This window comes from Streptomyces sp. NPDC004610 (genome assembly GCF_040609715.1).
GTDB lineage: Bacteria > Actinomycetota > Actinomycetes > Streptomycetales > Streptomycetaceae > Streptomyces.
This window is the reverse complement of record NZ_JBEXLA010000023.1, coordinates 75,447-92,767: the sequence shown is the minus strand read 5'-3', so window position 1 is coordinate 92,767 and position 17,321 is coordinate 75,447. Positions and strand designations below refer to the sequence as shown.

16 protein-coding genes are annotated in these 17,321 nt (G+C 71.3%); 9 read left to right on the top strand and 7 right to left on the bottom strand.

Annotation, left to right across the window (positions count from 1 at the left end; genetic code table 11):
- The first annotated feature begins 153 nt into the window (after positions 1-153).
- Positions 154-768 (top strand): superoxide dismutase family protein, encoded by a 615-nt coding sequence (locus tag ABZX40_RS24835; RefSeq protein ID WP_355732005.1) that lies wholly within the window; start codon positions 154-156, stop codon positions 766-768.
- A gap of 117 nt (positions 769-885) precedes the next feature.
- Here ABZX40_RS24835 and ABZX40_RS24830 read toward each other — a convergent pair whose 3' ends face one another.
- The 3 genes from ABZX40_RS24830 to ABZX40_RS24820 all read right to left on the bottom strand — a co-directional run bounded on the left by ABZX40_RS24830 (position 886) and on the right by ABZX40_RS24820 (position 5,430).
- On the bottom strand, positions 886-2,793 hold the full coding sequence (locus tag ABZX40_RS24830) for an FAD/NAD(P)-binding protein (RefSeq protein ID WP_355732007.1): 1,908 nt from the start codon (positions 2,791-2,793) through the stop codon (positions 886-888).
- A 261-nt stretch (positions 2,794-3,054) separates the two neighbouring features.
- Entirely contained in the window at positions 3,055-4,701 is a 1,647-nt protein-coding gene (locus ABZX40_RS24825; protein ID WP_355732009.1) for an alkaline phosphatase D family protein, read from the bottom strand.
- 84 nt (positions 4,702-4,785) lie between these two features.
- On the bottom strand, positions 4,786-5,430 hold the full coding sequence (locus ABZX40_RS24820; RefSeq protein WP_355732010.1) for an HNH endonuclease family protein: 645 nt from the start codon (positions 5,428-5,430) through the stop codon (positions 4,786-4,788).
- Positions 5,431-5,808: 378 nt separating this feature from the next.
- On the opposite strand from ABZX40_RS24820, the gene ABZX40_RS24815 reads away from it, so the two are divergent.
- The gene (locus ABZX40_RS24815) at positions 5,809-6,486 is read left to right on the top strand and encodes an HAD-IA family hydrolase (protein WP_355732011.1); all 678 of its coding nucleotides are present in this window, start codon (positions 5,809-5,811) and stop codon (positions 6,484-6,486) included.
- A gap of 249 nt (positions 6,487-6,735) precedes the next feature.
- Here the strand turns inward: ABZX40_RS24815 and ABZX40_RS24810 are convergent, their stop codons facing one another.
- Positions 6,736-7,851, bottom strand: coding sequence for a peptidoglycan-binding protein (locus tag ABZX40_RS24810; RefSeq protein WP_355732012.1), 1,116 nt, complete (start codon positions 7,849-7,851; stop codon positions 6,736-6,738).
- A gap of 332 nt (positions 7,852-8,183) precedes the next feature.
- Here ABZX40_RS24810 and ABZX40_RS24805 point away from each other — a divergent pair, with 332 nt between their 5' ends.
- A complete protein-coding gene (locus ABZX40_RS24805) occupies positions 8,184-10,385 on the top strand; it encodes an MDR family MFS transporter (protein WP_355732014.1) in 2,202 nt (733 codons plus the stop codon).
- Between the two features lie 41 nt (positions 10,386-10,426).
- Here ABZX40_RS24805 and ABZX40_RS24800 read toward each other — a convergent pair whose 3' ends face one another.
- On the bottom strand, positions 10,427-10,846 hold the full coding sequence (locus ABZX40_RS24800) for a DUF1992 domain-containing protein (protein ID WP_355732016.1): 420 nt from the start codon (positions 10,844-10,846) through the stop codon (positions 10,427-10,429).
- Positions 10,847-10,992: 146 nt separating this feature from the next.
- Here ABZX40_RS24800 and ABZX40_RS24795 point away from each other — a divergent pair, with 146 nt between their 5' ends.
- Positions 10,993-11,385, top strand: coding sequence for a hypothetical protein (locus ABZX40_RS24795; protein ID WP_355732017.1), 393 nt, complete (start codon positions 10,993-10,995; stop codon positions 11,383-11,385).
- A 58-nt stretch (positions 11,386-11,443) separates the two neighbouring features.
- Here the strand turns inward: ABZX40_RS24795 and ABZX40_RS24790 are convergent, their stop codons facing one another.
- The gene (locus tag ABZX40_RS24790; RefSeq protein ID WP_355732019.1) at positions 11,444-12,163 is read right to left on the bottom strand and encodes an O-methyltransferase; all 720 of its coding nucleotides are present in this window, start codon (positions 12,161-12,163) and stop codon (positions 11,444-11,446) included.
- A gap of 285 nt (positions 12,164-12,448) precedes the next feature.
- On the opposite strand from ABZX40_RS24790, the gene ABZX40_RS24785 reads away from it, so the two are divergent.
- From ABZX40_RS24785 to ABZX40_RS24765, 5 genes are all read left to right on the top strand, one after another.
- Complete coding sequence (locus tag ABZX40_RS24785; RefSeq protein ID WP_355732021.1) at positions 12,449-14,512, top strand: bifunctional glycosyltransferase 87/phosphatase PAP2 family protein; 2,064 nt, start codon at positions 12,449-12,451, stop codon at positions 14,510-14,512.
- Between the two features lie 41 nt (positions 14,513-14,553).
- On the top strand, positions 14,554-14,991 hold the full coding sequence (locus ABZX40_RS24780) for an SUKH-4 family immunity protein (protein ID WP_355732023.1): 438 nt from the start codon (positions 14,554-14,556) through the stop codon (positions 14,989-14,991).
- A 72-nt stretch (positions 14,992-15,063) separates the two neighbouring features.
- Complete coding sequence (locus ABZX40_RS24775; RefSeq protein ID WP_355732025.1) at positions 15,064-15,396, top strand: hypothetical protein; 333 nt, start codon at positions 15,064-15,066, stop codon at positions 15,394-15,396.
- 163 nt (positions 15,397-15,559) lie between these two features.
- Entirely contained in the window at positions 15,560-15,940 is a 381-nt protein-coding gene (locus ABZX40_RS24770) for an Imm1 family immunity protein (RefSeq protein WP_355732027.1), read from the top strand.
- Positions 15,941-16,017: 77 nt separating this feature from the next.
- On the top strand, positions 16,018-16,416 hold the full coding sequence (locus tag ABZX40_RS24765; RefSeq protein ID WP_356162666.1) for a hypothetical protein: 399 nt from the start codon (positions 16,018-16,020) through the stop codon (positions 16,414-16,416).
- 99 nt (positions 16,417-16,515) lie between these two features.
- On the opposite strand, the gene ABZX40_RS24760 is transcribed toward ABZX40_RS24765, so the two are convergent.
- Positions 16,516-17,208, bottom strand: a complete 693-nt coding sequence (locus ABZX40_RS24760; protein WP_355732029.1) for a hypothetical protein — start codon at positions 17,206-17,208, stop codon at positions 16,516-16,518.
- Positions 17,209-17,321 lie beyond the last annotated feature (113 nt).

The following is a 17,321-nucleotide window of genomic DNA, read 5'->3' as shown; positions in this document are numbered from 1 at the left end:
GGGGCTCGTGTGTTCGGCGCATCTCATTCACTTCGTTCACCCACCTGCCCCGCCCTGACGCGCGCCGGGCGCGCGCCTCCCGTAGCAACGGTAGAGACAGGGAATACAGGGGGAATGCCCGGAGATGGGCTGAAGGCAAGGAAAGAAGCCACCATGTTTTCAGGGATGTACGTCGGCGCGCTCGCCGCGGCCATGCTGGTGACGGGCGCGGGCAGCGCCTACGGAGCCGGCGCGGACACCACCGACAGGTCCGGAACCGACGGGGTGTACGCGAGCCCCGCCGCCGACAGTGAGCGCGGCTATGTGATGCGCACCGACGCCCGCTTCGCCCCGCCGGGCGCCGTCGCCCCGTCGGCGGCGCTGACGTACGACACGGAACTCGTGCCCGCCGGGGCCTGGATCGAAGTGGCGCAGAACAGCGCGGCGAACGGCGCCACGACCGTCAAACTCCGGGTCAGGGGCATGAAACCGGGCCATGACTACGGCGTCCATGTCCACCGCAAGCCCTGCGGGACCGACCCGACCGCGGCCGGCGGCCACTACCAGCACGTACCGTCCGACAACCCCGCCGACGCCAACCCCGACAACGAGGTCTGGCTCGACTTCACCGCCGACCGCGACGGCTTCGGCGAGGCCCGCGCCCATCACGCCTGGAACTTCCGGCGCGGCGAGGCGTCCTCGGTGATCGTCCACTCCCAGCCCGGCAACCATGGCACCCGCGTGGGCTGCTTCACCGTCCCGTTCGGCTGGGCGGCCGGTACGGCGTGACCGACTCCGCGGGCCGCATGACCTGACCGGCCGACCGGCCCTGCGGGCGGCCCGCCCTGGAAGGTGGCCTGCCTGGGGGCGCCCCGCCCCTCCCAAGCCTTCACCGGCGGGGCGCCCTCACCCCACCCGAGCCCTCTCGCTCCCCACCTCGGCCGGTCTCCCCACCGCCCCCACCCGCAGCACCGCCCGCGCCACCGCGTCCGCGTCGGACAGGGTCACCGAGTCCACGCCCGGCCGGGCGCCCGCCGCCGTCACCCAGTGCACCCCCTCCGTCGGCACGCCGAAGGCGAAGCGCCGGGGGTGGGGTACGCCCTGACGGTTCCGCAGCCGGTACGGGCGGGCCGTCACATCCAGGCCGCCGGTCCCGTAGCCGTCCACCGCGTGGGTCCGGCACTGGCCGGTCTTCAGGAGCCGGGCGAGGAGTTCGTCGGCGGTGCGGTGCAGTTCCGGCTCCGGCAGCCGGGCCTCCACCAGCGCGGTGACCCGCACCCGCGACCCCGGTACCTCCGGGGAGTGCGCCACCCACGCCCCCTCCGCGCACCGCACCTCCAGACGCGGCCCGAGCACCTCCACCACACCCGCCTCCACCAGCGCGGCCAACTCCTCGATCCGGCGCCGGGGCGGGCCGATGGAGAGGAAGGCGTTCAACGGGGTGTACCAGCGGTCGAGATGGTCGCGGCGGGAGGCGCCGCCGAGCCCGCCGTGGTCGACCACGAGCCGTATCTCGTTGCGCAGATCGCGCAGCACGTCCAGGGCCGCCTTCACCGGCCCGCGCACATTGCCCCGCGCGGCCTCGGCGGCGTCCGCGCGCAACTGCCCCAGCAGCCACGCCCGCCACTGCCCCCGGTCCGCGAACCGCTCGCCCGCGTACGGCCGGGAGACCCGCTCCCAGGACCAGCGCGCGTCCTCGGCGACCCCGAACGCGTCGAGCAGCCGGGCCTCCTCCGGGTCGCCGTGCGGCACCGCGAGCCACCGTTCGCCGACATCGCTGTCAGCGAGCAGCGTCTCGTAGTAGACCGTCTCCACCTCCTTGGCGATCAGCGGCCAGATCTCGGCGAGGAAGTCGGGCGGGTCACCGGAGTCGGCGCGCTTGCGGAAGCCGGAGACGACCTCCGGGGTGAGCACCCGCGGGAGATGACGCCCGTACGGGCCCTTCTGGTTGTCGCCGCGCGCCCGGTACGGCACTCCGCGCCGCGAACCGGCGTACAGCCGCGGCTCGCGCCCGGAGGGGACGTACCGCAGCGTCCCGCCCTCCCCGCCCTCCTCGCCCTCCGCGCGGACGAACCGGCCGCCGCGGCCGGTGGTGAGGAGGGCCGTGTGGTCGAAGAAGTTGAGCCCGAGTCCGCGCAGCAGAACCGGTTCGCCGGGGGCCAGCGGGGACAGATCGACATCGGCCGGATTGGCGGGCGGGACATGACACAGCCCGCGCTCACGGGCGTACGACGACTGCCGCCGCAGTTCGGCGGTCGGCGCGGCCGGCAGATGGCCCTGGGCCAGTACGACCGCGCCCAGCCCGGTGAGCACGCGCCCGTCGTCCAGCGTCAGCGACTGCCCGCCGCCCGCGCCGTCCTCCAGGCGTACCGCCCGTGCGGTGTGGGTGCGTATCCGGACCCGTGGGGGTGCCTCGCGGACCGTGCGGGCGAACACCCACTCCAGATAGCGGCCGTACCGGGCCCGGGTCGGGTACTCGTCCGGGCCCAGGGTGCCCGCCGCCCACTCGTGGAGGCTGGGGCCGGGGCGGACGGGTCCGGCGCAGTCGACGCTGTCGTCGGTGAACAGGGTCACCTGGGAGGCGACGGTGTTCATCAGCAGTTCCCCGGACTGGGCGGCGCGCCAGACCCGTCCGGCGCCGGGCGGGGCGGGGTCGATCACATGGACCGTCAGCTCGGCGCCGGGCGGCAGGAGTTCCGGGGCGGAGGCGCACAGCCGCTCCAGCACACTCGTCCCGCGCGGACCGGCGCCCACCAGGGCGACGGAGACGGGGGCGGAGGGCGGGGCGGAGGGCGCGGAGGCGGCGGCGGACAAGAGAGTGACTCCCGGGCGTATGGGGCGCAGTGGAGCAGACGTGAGCAGACATGAGCAGACGTGAGCAGACGTGGAGCAGACGTGGAGTAGATAACGGCTGGACGGCACTGGACGGCAGGGGATGGCGGCCGGACGCTGGAAGCGGACGGTCCGCCTCATCATGCCGTCGCTCGCCACGGAAGCCAACGCACGCCCCACACGTCACAGTTGGCCCCGCATGGGCCCGCATGGGCCGGTGCGCCGGACTTCACCCGGCTCGCGTCAGCGCTCCGTGAGCACCGACTCCGCCACCGTCACCAGCCGCGCTCCCGCCCCGCTCCCGGCGCCCGCCTGCGCCTGGTCCAGCCGCAGGGTCGCCGCCCGGCCCCGCAGGGTCAGGGTCATCAGCTGATTGCCGAACCACGGTCCGCCCGTCTTGCGCCAGTCGATCGACGGGCGCGGGATACGGCCATGACCGGCGAACCGGCGCCCCAGGACCCGGGCGACCCGGCTCCAGCCGAACCGGAAGCCGACCCGGATGGACAGCGGGATGGAGTTGTGGACCGGCGAGCAGGTGAGCTGGAGGACCCGCGCGTCCGGCCCGCCCCCGGTCCACGACGGCTCGGCGACATAGGCGTGGTGGACGTCACCGGAGAGCACGCACACCGTCGCCGGGGCGTCCGCCCCCGAGCCCGCCTCGGCGATCAGCGCGGCCAGCGCCTCGAAGGACGCCGGGAAGGCCGCCCAGTGCTCCAGGTCCGCCGCCCGCCGCACCTTCTCCCCGATCCGGGCCCAGCGCGGCCCCTTGTCGCCCCGGCACAGCGCCGCGTTCCACCCCTCGGCGTCGTGCACCAGATGCGGCAGCAGCCAGGGCAGGGAGGTGCCGATGAGGAGATGGTCGTACCCGTCCCGGGTGTCCAGGGCCTGGGTGCGCAGCCAGTCGGCCTCGCCGGGGTCGAGCATCGCGCGGTGCTTCTCGTCCAGCACCCGGGCCGCGCGGGTGTCGACCATCAGCAGCCGGACCCGGCCGAAGTCGCGCCGGTAGCTCCAGCGGACGGCGGCCGGATCGGCGTCGGCCCCGGCGGCGAAGGCGCGCAGGATGTCGGTGCCGTCGGGGGCGGCGCGGACGGCGGCGTAGAGCGGGTCGGTGGCGAGTTCGGCGGGGGAGAGGTTGCCCAGGTGCTGGTGGACCCAGTACGACATCAGGCCGCTGAGCAGCCGCTCCCGCCACCAGCTGGTGGCGCGCATATCGGCGAGCCAGGCGGCGGAGGTGTTCCAGTCGTCGATGACATCGTGGTCGTCGAAGATCATGCAGGACGGCACGGTGGACAGCAGCCAGCGCACCTCGGGGTCGAGCCAGGACTCGTAGTAGAGGCGGGTGTACTCCTCGTAGTCCGCGACCTCGTTGCCCGGGGGCTCGCTCAGATCGCGGCGGGCGGCCAGCCAGCGGCGGGTCGCCGGGGAGGTCTCGTCGGCGTACACCTGGTCGCCGAGGAGCAGCAGGACGTCCGGGCGGTCGGCGGCCGGGTCGGCGGCGATCCGGGAGGCCAGGGTGTCCAGCGCGTCCGGCCCGACCGGGTCCGCCTCGCCGACCGGCGGCGCGGCCCAGCGGCAGGACCCGAAGGCCACCCGGACGGTGTCCCCGTCGTCCGGGGTGCGGATCGTGGACGGCGGGAAGGGCGAGCCGGGCGGCGGCCACACCGGGACGCCGTCCAGCACCACCTCGTACGGGGTCCGGGTGCCGGGGGTGAGGCCGGTCACCGGGATCAGCGCGTAGTGGTGCCCCGCGATCTGGAAGGTGCGGGAGACACCCGAGGAGCCGTCCGCGCAGCGCACCTCGGCGGTGCACGGACGGCTCGATTCGACCCATACGGTCGCCGAGGTGCCGTCGGCGTACCTCAGCAGTGGTCCCAGGCGCAGTTCCGCCACGTCATCGCCGCCCTCTCGTCGGTCGCCCCCGTACGGTACGGAACGACGGGGGCGGGTGGGGAGGTTCCGCGCCGCGGGGCGGGATCAGCAGGCGTTGAGGTAGCCGGTGAGCGCGGACTTCTCGGCGGTGTCGACGGACAGGCCGTAGTAGTACTTCACCTGGACCCAGGCGCGGACGTAGACGCAGCGGTAGTCGGTCCGGGACGGCATCCAGGTGGCCGGGTCCTGGTCGCCCTTGGCCTGGTTGACGTTGTCGGTGACGGCGATGAGCTGCGGGCGGGTGAGGTCGTTGGCGAACGACTGGCGGCGCGCGGTCGTCCAGGAACCGGCGCCGGAGTCCCATGCCTCGGCGAGCGGGACGAGGTGGTCGATGTCGACGTCGGAGGCGGCGGACCAGGTGGCGCCGTCGTACGGCGAGTACCAGCTGCCGCTGGTCGCGGCACAGGCGGCGTCGGTGACGACGTTGGAGCCGTCGCGCTTGAGGACGGTCTCACGGGTGTTGCAGGTGCCGGACTGGGTGATCCAGTGCGGGAAGAGGTCGCGGTTGTAGCCGGTGCGGTTCTCGGTGGCGACGGTGAGGGAGGCGAGGTAGGTGCGGGCGGTGGCGGCACTGACCGGGGTGGGCAGCGCGGCGGCGGCGGTGGGGGCGTTGAACAGCGCCGCGCCGGAGATCAGGGCGGTGGCCGCGGCGACGGTGCTGAGCAGTCGACGCGCGTAGAGCCTGGGCATGCGAACTCCCTTGGAGTGTGGGGGTAGGGGTGAACGGGCGTGGGAATGCTGTCGGGGCGGTGTTGCGTACGGGTGTTCGTCGGGTGAGAAATTAGTGACGTGCGCATGACACGACAAGATTCATTGCGGCACTTTCTGGGGGGCGGGGGTGCGCCCCGGCGCGGGGCGCGGGGGGATTTGCGCGGATGTGGGATGGATGGGATGGATGGGGCGGAGGGGGGCGGGGGCTGATCCTCGTTCGATTTCGTGCGGATCTCATGAGGGCACTGGCGGGATGCCGGATTTGTTTTGTACCGTAGGGAAACAAAGTGGCTCCGCCCGTTTACCCTGACCGGCGGGCGGGGCCGCCTTTTTCCGTCCTCGCGCTTGGAGCTGCCGATGTCGGCCACCGCCCCCGCCCCCTCCGCCGTACTGACCGCCCGCGCGCTGCTGCTCGACATGGACGGCACGCTGGTGAACTCCGACGCCGTGGTGGACCGGATCTGGCGGCGCTGGGCCGAGCGGCAGGGCCTGGACGGCGACGAGGTGATGAAGGTCGTGCACGGCAGGCAGGGACACGCCTCGATGGCGATGCTGCTGCCCGACCGGCCGATGGAGCAGAACCTCGCCGACAACGCGCGGATGCTGGCCGAGGAGACGGCGGACCTGGACGGCGTCGTGCCGGTGCCGGGGGCCGGAGACTTCATGGCATCGCTGAGCGGACTGCCCCACGCGCTGGTGACCTCGGCGGATGTCGCCCTGGCCGGGGCGCGGATGGCGGCGGCGGGGCTGGCGATGCCGCGGATCCGGGTGACGGCGGAGTCGGTCGGCGCGAGCAAGCCGGACCCCGAGGGCTTCCTCAAGGGCGCGGCCGAACTGGGGGTGGCGCCGTGCGACTGCGTGGTCTTCGAGGACTCGGGCGCGGGCATCGAGGCGGGACGCTCCGCGGGCATGCGGGTGGTGGGCGTCGGCCCTCGCGCGGGGCTCTACGGGCCGGATGTGGCGGTGGAGGACCTGACGGGGGTGCGGGTCAGTGGGGTGGGGGGTGGGTGGGTGGAGGTGCGGGTGGTGGGTTAGGGGGGCGGGCCTTGAGGGGCGCGGGGAACCGCGCACGGCGAGGACGCTCACGGCCGGGCTCCGACGCGGGCGAGGGCAACGCCCTGCTTTTTTAGGGGCGCGGGGAACCGCGCACGGCGAGGACGCTCACGGCCCGGATCTGATGCAGGCGAGGGCAACGCCCCTGCTTTTCAGGGGCGCGGGGAACTGCGCGCCCAGCCCCCACCCACCCGCACCCACCAACGAACCCCACCCCACCCCGGCGGGAGCCTACGGTTCGGACGTCTCCCGCTCCAGCATCTCCCGCGTCGCCCCGTCGTAGACCCCCCACCCCTCCTCCACCCGAACCCCCCGCGCCCACTGATACGTGGTCACGGCGTTCTCCAGGTCCCGTCCGAACCGGTCGTCCACCCGCCCGTTGTAGAGCCGCAGTTCGGCCAGCCGCAGCTGCAACTCGGTGACCTCGGGACCTTGGTCCCCCCGGCGGAGCACCACCCCGGTCTCCCCCTCGCCGTCACCGTCGTCGCCACCCCCGCCCCCGCCGCCCGACCGGTCGTCGTCCGGCGTCGTCGTGGTCGTCGGCGTCCCGCTGGGCGCGGCCCCCTCGGTGCCGTTCGGGGCGGACGCGGTCGCCGACGTCGTACTCGACGCCGAGGGCGACGGCGACAGGGACGGTGACGTGCTCGGCGACGCCGACAGCGAGACGGACGCCGAGGGCGAGTGCGGTGCCGCCGACGGCGAACCCGGCGACCCCGAGGGCCCGCTCGTCCGCACGTCGGGCACGGCCTCCCGGATGTCGTCCGGCATCGCGGTGTCCCGCGAGGGCTTGTCGTAGGAGAGCAGCCCGCCGGCGAACCCGGCCGCCGCGAGCACCGTCACCACGGCACCGCCCGCCGCGATCAGCAGCCCCTTGCGGCGCCGGCGTGAGGGGCCCGGCGCGGCTCCGTCCACGGGCGGTCTCGCGGGCGTTCCCGGACCGCCGCCGCCCTCGAACGCCTCCACATGCCCGGGATCCGGCCCGGTCACCGGCGTCGGCACCTCCATGGGCAGCGGCGCGGACACCGCCCGCAGGGTCATGGTCGCGTCGGGATCGGGGGCCGGGGCGGGAGCCTGGTCCGGCGCGGGCGGGGGCGTCGGTGCCGTGCCGTTGAGATCGATGTACGGGCGGATGCGCAGCGGGTCGAAGTCCTCCGCGGCGGCCTGCTCGGCGGTACGGGCGTCGCGCAGGGCGTCGGAGGCGACGCGACCGCAGACGCACGAGGGCGTGTTGTCCGCCCCGCGGTTCGCTCCACACTCCGGGCAACGGTGGCCCTCGGCCCCGTCGCCGGGTCCTCCAGAGGCGTCCGGCGCTCCAGCCGCCCCCGACCCGTGAGCCCCCTCGGTCACCTCAGCCCCCTCGGACCCACCAGATCCCTCAGAACCCTCAGCCCCCCCAGAACCCTCAGCCCTCTCAGATCCCTCAGCCCTCCCAGATCCCTCAGATCCCTCAGAACCCCCCGGCACCTCAGACCCCTCCACCCCGTCCCATCCCTCCCGTCCCTCCATATCGACCACGTGTTCCCTCCCTAGCGGATGCCAGGAATTATGCAGATCTCGTGGAGACGCTTTCCGGTAAGCCCCGGGATTGAGGGCGGAATCCCACATTCCAAACGGACTCGACAGGCCATAACCCACCACACCGACCACGATGGAAAGGACGTGGAAGCCCAGGAGGTCACATGGCCGACGACGCACAGCAGGCGACCGGCCCGGACGAAACCGGCACCGAGCGATCCGCCATCAACCGATCCGCCCCCGCCCCGGAGGACACCGGCACCGGCACGACCACCCCCGCCCCGGAGGGCACCGGCACCGGTACCGGCACCGGCACGACCGCCCCGGAGGGCACCGGCACCACCCCCACGGCCCCCGCCCCAGAAGACCCCACCCCCAAGGGGACCGTCCTCGTCTCCATCGCCGCCCTGCTCCTCGGCATGCTCCTCGCCGCGCTCGACCAGACCATCGTCTCCACCGCGCTGCCCACCATCGTCAGCGACCTCGGCGGCCTCGACCACCTCTCCTGGGTCGTCACCGCTTACCTGCTCGCCTCCACCGCCGCCACCCCCCTCTGGGGCAAGCTCGGCGACCAGTACGGCCGCAAGCGGCTCTTCCAGATCGCGATCGTGATCTTCCTGATCGGTTCGGCGCTGTGCGGGCTCGCCCAGAACATGCCCATGCTGATCGGCTTCCGCGCCCTCCAGGGCCTCGGCGGCGGTGGGCTGATGGTGCTGTCGATGGCGATCGTCGGGGATCTGGTCTCACCCCGGGAACGCGGGCGCTACCAGGGCCTCTTCGGTGCCGTCTTCGGCGCCTCCAGCGTCCTCGGCCCCCTCCTCGGCGGGGTCTTCACCGAGCATCTGAGCTGGCGCTGGGTCTTCTACATCAATCTGCCCATCGGGATCGTCGCCCTGATCGTCATCGCGACCGTGCTGCATCTGCCCCGCAAACGGCAGAAGCACGTCATCGACTACCTCGGTACGTTCCTGATCGCCACCGTCGCCGTCTGCCTGGTGCTGGTCGCCTCGCTCGGCGGCACCACCTGGGCGTGGGACTCCCCGCAGATCATCGGCCTCGCGGTGGCGGGAGTCCTGCTCGCGGTGGTGTTCGTACGGGTCGAAGGGCGGGCCGCCGAGCCCGTGCTGCCGCCGAAGCTGTTCCGGATCCGGACCTTCACGCTCGCCGCCGTCATCAGCTTCGTCGTCGGGTTCGCGATGTTCGGCGCGATGACCTACCTCCCGACCTTCCTCCAGGTCGTCCAGGGCATCACCCCGACCATGTCCGGGGTGCATCTGCTGCCGATGGTGTTCGGGCTGCTGATCGCCTCCACCGCCTCCGGGCAGATCGTCAGCCGCACCGGCCGCTGGAAGGTCTTCCCGGTCGCCGGGACCGGCATCACCGCCCTCGGACTGCTGCTCCTCCACCAACTCGACGAGCACAGCTCCACCGCCCTGATGAGCGTCTACTTCTTCGTCTTCGGCGTCGGCCTCGGCCTGGTGATGCAGGTCCTCGTCCTGATCGTGCAGAACGCGGTCCCCTACGAGGATCTCGGCGTCGCCACCTCCGGCGCGACCTTCTTCCGCTCGATCGGCGCCTCGTTCGGCGTCGCGGTCTTCGGCGCGATCTTCGCCGGGCGTCTCGGCGAGCGGCTCGCCGACGCCTTCCGCGGCGTCCCGCTGCCGCCCGGTGTGTCCGTCGGCACCCTGGAGGGCGACCCGCGGGTCCTGTCCGAACTGCCCGCCGCCCTGCGCCCCGCCGCCCTGCACGCCTACGCCTCGTCCATCACCGATGTCTTCCTCTACGCCGCCCCGGTCGCCCTGCTCGGCTTCGTGCTGGCCTGGTTTTTGAAGGAGGACCGGCTGCGCGGCAGCGTCACCGCCCCGGACGCCACCCAGACCCTCGCCAGCAACCCCGTCGAACGGTCCTCGTACGACGAGGTGTGCCGCGCCCTGTCGGTGCTCGGCACCCGAGAGGGCCGCCGGGAGATCTACCGGGACATCACCGCGCGGGCCGGGTACGACCTGCTGCCCGCCGCGAGCTGGATGCTGCTGCGGATGAAACGGTACGGCTCGGTCGAGCCCGGCCGTCTCGCCGAGCGCGGCACGGTCCCGCTGACCGTGATCCTGGAGGCCGCCCGCCAGATCGAGACCCGTCGTCTCGCCGACCGCGAGGGCCTGGATCTGCTGCTCACCCCCGAGGGAGCGGAAGCCGCCGCCCGTCTCGCCGCGGCCCGCGAAGCCTCCCTCACCGACCTCCTCGGCGACTGGTGGGGCCCGGACCGCCCGACCGACCTGGTCCAGTTGGTGAAGGAACTGAGCGACGAACTCTGCGGCGCGAGCAGCGAACAGCCGGGCGAGAAGCACCAGCCGGAACGATTCGCCTGACGACCCAGAGCTTCACGACTGGTCACGACTGGGCCGACGGACTACGACTCCCGCGTCCGCGTCCGCGTCCGCTCCCGCCGCCGACGCAGCACATCCTCCACGTCGTACGGCTTCTTCCCCAGCGGAGGGCCCGGCGGCGGGCGGAACATCATCGCGCGGATCTTTACGTTGATGTCCTCGACGATCTTCCGGGCGCGGTACTCGGAGGGGGCCGTGAGCGCGGCGGTCAGCGCGTCCTCGGCCTCCTTGCGCAGGGCGAGCGCGGGCGGCAGCGCCGAGAGCCCCTCGCGGGCCATCTTCCGCCGGATCCACCACAGTTCGTCGTACGGCGCCTCGACCTCGCTGGGGAGGGGGCGGCCGGCGCCCGCGAGCCGCGCGAAGTCGCCGCGGGACTCCGCCTGGCGGATCTGGTGGTCGGTCCAGGACTCGAAGCCGACCCCCGGTGGCTTTCGCTCGGTCATGAACCCATTGTGCCGGACGCCACCCGGCCGGGCGATTTATCATGCGGCGGCGGCAGGTCGACGGGACCACCGCACAGGGCTGTTCCAGAGCTGTTTCCAGAGTTGTTCTCAGAGTTGTTCTCAGAGCTGTTTCAGGGGGAGCGCACGTGCTCGAACTCACCATGGCCGCCGTCTCCGGCGCCGACTCGGGTGCCACGGCCGGTATGCAGATGGCCGACGCGCCGAGCGAGCCGGGGGCGGTACTGCGCGTGGGACGCGACAAGTCGGTGTGCCGGCTGGGGGTGCCCGAGGACTGGCTGTTCGTCTCCCGGGTGCATCTGGAGTTCCTGTGCGGGCCCGAGGGCGCCTGGCAGGTGACCTGGCTGCGCGGCTCGCAGGCGGAGCCGTCCTCGGAGGTCCGGCTGATCGTCGGGGAGTACGCGCAGCCCCTGGTCTACGGGGGTTCGGTGACGCTGCCGAGGGGCGGCAACGGGGAACTGGTCATCCAGGACCGTACGGCTCCGCGCAGCGTCAACGTGGGCTTCTACCACGAGGCGTGACCGGCACCACCCAGGGCGGTGGCACCCGCCACCCACGGCGGCGGCACCGGCCCGGCGGTCACAGCACGCGGGCCAGCGCGAAGCCGTCGTACCCCTTGGCGCCGACCGTCTGGATCGCCGTCCCCGTCAGGCGCGGGTGCTCGGCGATCAGCTCGATCGCGGCGCGGGTGCCGCGGACGTCCCCGGCGGTGGAGTCCGCCTCGGCGACCCGGCCGCCGCGGACGACGTTGTCGAGCACGATCAGGCTCCCCGCGCGCGTGAGCCGCAGAGCCCACTCCAGATAGTGCGGGTTGTTCGCCTTGTCGGCGTCGATGAAGACCAGGTCGAACGGGGGCGGGTTCTCGTCGGCGAGCCGGGGCAGCGAGTCCAGGGCCGCGCCGACCCGGACGTCGACGAGGTCGGCGAGCCCCGCGCGGGCGAGGTTGCGCAGGGCGACCTCGGCGTTGTGCGGGCTGTACTCCAGGGTGACCAACCGCCCGTCGGAGGGCAGGGCGCGGCCCAGCCAGATGGTGCTGTACCCGCCCAGGGTGCCGATCTCCAGAACGGTACGGGCGCCCTGGATCTGGGCGAGCAGTTGGAGCAGCTTGCCCTGGGGCGCGGAGACCGCGATGGGCGGGAGCCCGGCCGCGTCGCTCTCGCGGGTGGTCGCGGCGAGGATCTCGTCGGTGGGGGAGAGCCGTCCGGCGAAGTACTCGTCCACGGCGTCCCAGGTGGCCTGTGCGGTCTGCCCGGTCTGCCCTGCCTGCCCTGCCTGTGCGCTCTGTGCGTCGTCGCTCATGTGCTGCGTCCCTCTCGTCACTCTCTGTCGCGGACCCTGGGGGTCTGTCTCTGTTCAGGTGCCGATGGATGATCTTTCCCGCGGGTGGGTGTGAGTCATGTCCCTTCCCGCCGACGGGACCGAACCCCGGCGCCAGTATCGTCATCCGGACAAAACAAGAGCGGACGTCAGGTGAATCGGGGGTAGCCTGCGTCTCTCTCCGGGGGCGGTGTGAGCCTCACAGGGTTCGCAGAGGTTCCCGCGCACACGACGTGCGGGACGGACGGGGCGGGAGGCCGACGAGGCGTGGCGAATGCGGAGCACAGCGGGCGACCGGCGGAGGCGTTCGCGGGGACGGCCGCCGCGGGGGAGGCCGGGGCCCGGCTGCGGATGGCGCGGCTCGGCCTATGGGTGGTGGCCGCGATCCTCGCCGTACGGCAGATGGCGGTCGTCCTCGGTACCCCGCGCGGTGAGCGGCTGACCGACCTGGAGACCTGGGTCGGGGCGAACGGCGTCCTCCATGTCGAGGGCTCGCTGTACGACACCTCCCGCTTCACCGGTACGCCGTTCAGTGGCCTGGTCCTCAAACCGCTGACCCGCGCCGCCGAGCAGGCCCTCGGCTGGGGCTGGACGCTGGGTTCGCTGCTGCTGGTGGCCGGGCTGGGCCTGGTCGCGGCCCGTGCGCTGCCGCAGCCGGTGGGGCGGCGGGCGGCGCAGTTCGCGGCGCCGGTGGCGATCGTGCTGCTGATGCTGTCCCTGCCGGTGCGCAACACGCTATGGCTCGGCCAGACCAGCATCATCCCGGTCCTGCTGGTGCTGCTCGGCTGCTTCGTGGTGCGCGGCGAGCGGGCCAGCGGGCTGCTGATCGGGGTGGCGGCGGCGCTCCAGCCGACGGTCCTGCTGTTCACACCGCTGCTCTGGTTCACCGGCCGCAAACGGGCGGCGGCCACCACGGGGGCCTCGTTCGCCGGGCTGACGGCGCTCGCCTGGGCGGCGATGCCGCAGGACTCGTACACCTACTGGGTGCACCACATCGCGGGCACCGGGCTGGGCGGGGCGGCGGACGACCTCGCCAACCAGTCGCTGCACGGCGCGCTGCTGCGGCTGGGGCTGAGCGGGCCGCTGGAGATCGCCCTGTTCCTGCTGCTGGGCGCGGCGGTGGCGTACTTCGGTCTGCGCCGGGCGGTGCGCTACGCGCGGGACGGCCAGTTGCTGCTGGCGGTCGCGATCACCGGGTGCGCGGCGATCGCCGTATCGCCGATGACCTGGCAGCACCAGTTGCTGTGGCTGCTGCTGGCGGTGGTGGGCCGGGTGGGCAAGCGGGCGTCGGACCGCTATGTGTGGCCGGTCGCGGTGATCCTCGTCATGACGCTCCCGGCGAAGATGATGCTGCCGGACATGGCGGCGCTGTACCCGCTGCGGGACAACGTGGTGCTGCTGGCGGCGCTGGCGGCGGCGACGGTCGTCCCGTTCCTGTCCCGCACCTCCCCCCACTACCAGGCGCCGATCCCGACCCAGTACGCGAAGCCGGCCCCGTCCCGCTTCTCCCGGGTCCCCCTCCTCCCCTTCCTCAGACGGGTCCTGACCCGCCCCAACCTCCTCCTCGAACTCCTCCTCATCCGCGTCACCTACGCGGCCTACCAGCAGGTCCGCCTCGCGGCGACCGGTGGCACGATCCAGGGCGGGAGGGAGCGGGCGGAGGCGCACGGCTGGCAGATCCTGGACCTGGAGCGGGCGATCGGCCTGGACATCGAGCACACCGTGAACCACGCGGTGGTGAAACTCGACTGGCTGCGCGGCTTCTTCGACTTCTACTACACGTCCTTCCACTTCGCGATCCCGTTGACGGTCCTGGCGCTCCTCTACTGGCGCCGCCCCGTCGACTACCGCTGGGCCCGCTCCACCCTGGGCATCACCACCCTCCTCGCCCTGATCGGCTTCTGGGGCTACCCCCTGGCCCCGCCGCGCCTGATGCCGGGCCTCGGCATCATCGACACGGTCCACGGCGTCCAGGACTTCTCCCAGCCGGACTACGGCACGCTGACGTCCCTCACCAACCAGTACGCGGCGATGCCGTCCCTGCACTTCGGCTGGTCGCTGTGGTGCGGTGTGGTGATCGCGATCGTGGCACCGAAGGCCTGGATGAAGGCACTGGGCCTGCTCCACCCCTTCCTCACGGCCTGCGCGATCGTCGCGACCGGCAACCACTGGGTGCTGGACGCGGTGGGCGGAGCGATGGTCGTGGGCGGCGGTTTCCTGCTGGTGTGGCTGTTCCAGGGGCCTCGGGCGCGGGCGGTGGCTTCGGTGGGGGTGGGGGAAGGTGAGGGGGAGGAGCGGAAGCGGGTGCGGACTGAATTGATCCGGCCGTAAACGCCCCGCACCATCACGACTCGATCGAACCGGGAGTCTCCGTGGATCTGCGTCTCGTCACCATTTCCGTCCCGGGCAGTGGCATGGAGCTGAGCGCCCCTGAAGAGTTCTTCGCTTTTCGGGCACTCGATGAGCCGGGCGAGGCTCGATCGAGTGAGCATGGGGCACTGGTCCGATTCGGTCTCGTGGGCAGAGCGGCGTCCGTCTTCCTCAGTGAGGATTCCGGTGAGGTTTTTTCGGGCATGACGGTTGAAAATCTGACATTGGTGAATACATCGCTCGCGCGGTTCGTTGAATGTACTCGTAAATTGAGTGCCTTGTTTCCTCTCTATTCATCGGATTCTGATTTCGAGGAGTGGGAGCGGGGTGCGCAGCGAGTGCAGGAGGTTGTAGGCGAAATTGACCCCGCTGCCTATTTTGAAGGGGCATTCTGGTACGAATTTCGGTGGGACGTTTCCATGGGGGATTTCCATGGCTAGACCGGATCGGCCGTTCCCTTCAGTGAGCGGTTGCGGGCCGAATTGATCCGGCCGTAGACGACAGGGGCATCGGTGGAACGTCTGGACGGCTGGCTCAGGGAAGAGAATCTGAAGGGCTTCCTGGTCGCTCTGTCTGAAATCATCGACTATCGCTTCGGAGATCTGGATTGGGGCGCCTTCGAGGCTTCTGTGCATTCCTCGGCGGTTGATGAGGGGTGGTTCACCTATCCGCTCGTCGGGCGGCTTTCCATGGAGATTTCCGTCTCGCGAATCGTGGAAGAGGGGGAGATCAGGGTGAGAATCTCGATGCCCGGAGGTGAGTCGTTTGAGCAGGGGCAGGTTCGAGGGGCATGGATGGTCTTCAACCGTTTCGATGTCTCGTCCGATGTCGACCTGGTCGAATAGGTTTCGGTCCGTAGGATCTGCTTGGCCGGCGGTGCGTTTTGCGGGGTATGACGGCCATGGAAAGTCCTGAGTCCGGAATCCTGGGTAAAGTTGATGAGGTGTGTGCATGGCGCATCAAGGGCGAGCCGAGGTCTACTATCGGAGGGAACATGCGGATGGGCGAGTGATCATCGCGCCCAACGAGGTCGACTCACTCATCGACGCTCTTCTTTCCGGTCCAGAATCTGAGAACATGGCCGAAGTGCACTCCATGGATCGTTCGCTTCTCGCGTCAGGGTTCCCGGACCATGAATTTCTGATCGGTGTCGACAGAGAGCTTCAGGTCGGTGTTCTCGGTTTCATGGACAAAACGGGAAATCTTGTTTCGCTCGCCGATTCGGAGGGGCGCGGGAGAGTCTCCTACTTCATCGTGGGAGAGGGGAACGAGTTCCCCGATCGATCAGAGGTGCCGATCGCTCTCGTGCGTCAGGCCGTGAAGGAGTTCTTGGCTTCGGGTGGGCAGCGGCCCACGTGTGTCCAGTGGCAGGAGCCAGAGTCCTGGTGATGTCGTCGGTGAGGTCATGTGAGAGCAGCCCGCTCCGCCCTGCCGGGCCGACGCGCCTCGGCGCCCGGTCGTGGGTGGTGGCACGCCGTGCAGTCCTGGTGCTGCTCCTGGGTCTGGTGTCGTCCGCGTGCTACGTGTCCACGGACTACGACCGCTACCCGGAGGGGAAGTTGGTCTCGGACGCCGAATTGGTGCAGGTGTGGTCGGGTGCGGGTGCGGAGTTGTCGTTGAGAGGCGATGACACCTTCTCGGCCTCAGCGCTTCCTCTGGAGTACTTCGAGTGTGGGTCGGAAGGGATGCGGAAGAAGTCGGGGCAGGGTACGTGGAGCACGATCACGGGCGGTGGGGCGACGTACGTGCTGCTTCGCTTCGAGGACGACTGCGCGGGCACTCTGTGGGCCGGTGTGTCCGAGGGCGACGAGACCGTTCTCTGGGCGAGTGAGGCGCAGGACCGTGACCCGCTGATCCTCCGTTGAGAGGGGCGGGCGGTTCGAGCGCGGGAGGTCGCACGGGTGCTGGTGCGGGCTCCGGTCCAGGGCGATGCGCGTGGTGGGAGCGGCGGGTGGCGCGCCGCTTCAGTCGATCGACGCGCCGGCCGTCGGAGTGGTCCCGCCCTTGGCCTGGAGCACCCGCTCGTACGCCAACGTCAGTGCGCCTTGGAGTCGTTCGGGTGTGGCGCTCTGTTCGGAGCCCATGACGACGATCCAGATGAGCACATCGCCCACGCGGGCCTTGGCCTGGAGCACGGTGGCCGGGCCGGTCTTGTCGCGGGTCGTGATCAGCTCGTCCGCCGGAGGGACCTCGTCCAGCCGCAGTTCGTCCCCGCTCACGCTCAGTGCGGCGGACAACTCCCGCGTGCTCTGTTCGCTGTCACCGGAGTACAGATTGAAAGTGAGCCTCACCCATTCCTCGGTGGTCCGCGGGCCGCGTGTGAAGTCGACGTAGGCGATCGCCTTTGTCCCCGCGCAGCCGTTGTCGAACACGCTTTGGCAGACGAACCGGTCCGTGTGGGCCGTGGGATCTCCGGTCCGGTTCCATCCCGGCAGGGACTCCCGGTCCGGCAACGCCTGGTTCAGTTCCGGCACTCCGAGTGAGCGGCCGGGAACGGCCGAGGGTGACACCGTGGTTGGTCCGGCGCCGGGCGAGACCGTGGCCGTGCCGGTCGCTTCCGGTGAGCGGTCGTCCACCGACTGGCAGCCGACCGTGAACAGCGCGGCGGCACCCGCGATGGCCAGCAGCCGCAGCCGGAGTGCTCCTGAATGGCCCATGTACCCCACCCCCTTCCAAGTGGGCGTGATCATATGTCACTTCCGCACACCCGGCCCCTGCCGGACCGCACTCGTCCTCGGCGGCGTGCGACCCGGTTCGGGGCGATCGGTTT

Excerpts from the sequence above, each read along its gene's own strand:
- ABZX40_RS24835 (WP_355732005.1), top strand. The coding sequence starts at position 154 with ATGTTTTCAGGGATGTACGTCGGCGCGCTCGCCGCGGCCATGCTGGTG.
- ABZX40_RS24820 (WP_355732010.1), bottom strand. The coding sequence starts at position 5,430 with ATGCCCAGGCTCTACGCGCGTCGACTGCTCAGCACCGTCGCCGCGGCC.
- ABZX40_RS24815 (WP_355732011.1), top strand. The coding sequence starts at position 5,809 with ATGTCGGCCACCGCCCCCGCCCCCTCCGCCGTACTGACCGCCCGCGCG.
- ABZX40_RS24805 (WP_355732014.1), top strand. The coding sequence starts at position 8,184 with ATGGCCGACGACGCACAGCAGGCGACCGGCCCGGACGAAACCGGCACC.
- ABZX40_RS24800 (WP_355732016.1), bottom strand. The coding sequence starts at position 10,846 with ATGACCGAGCGAAAGCCACCGGGGGTCGGCTTCGAGTCCTGGACCGAC.
- ABZX40_RS24790 (WP_355732019.1), bottom strand. The coding sequence starts at position 12,163 with ATGAGCGACGACGCACAGAGCGCACAGGCAGGGCAGGCAGGGCAGACC.
- ABZX40_RS24760 (WP_355732029.1), bottom strand. The coding sequence starts at position 17,208 with ATGGGCCATTCAGGAGCACTCCGGCTGCGGCTGCTGGCCATCGCGGGT.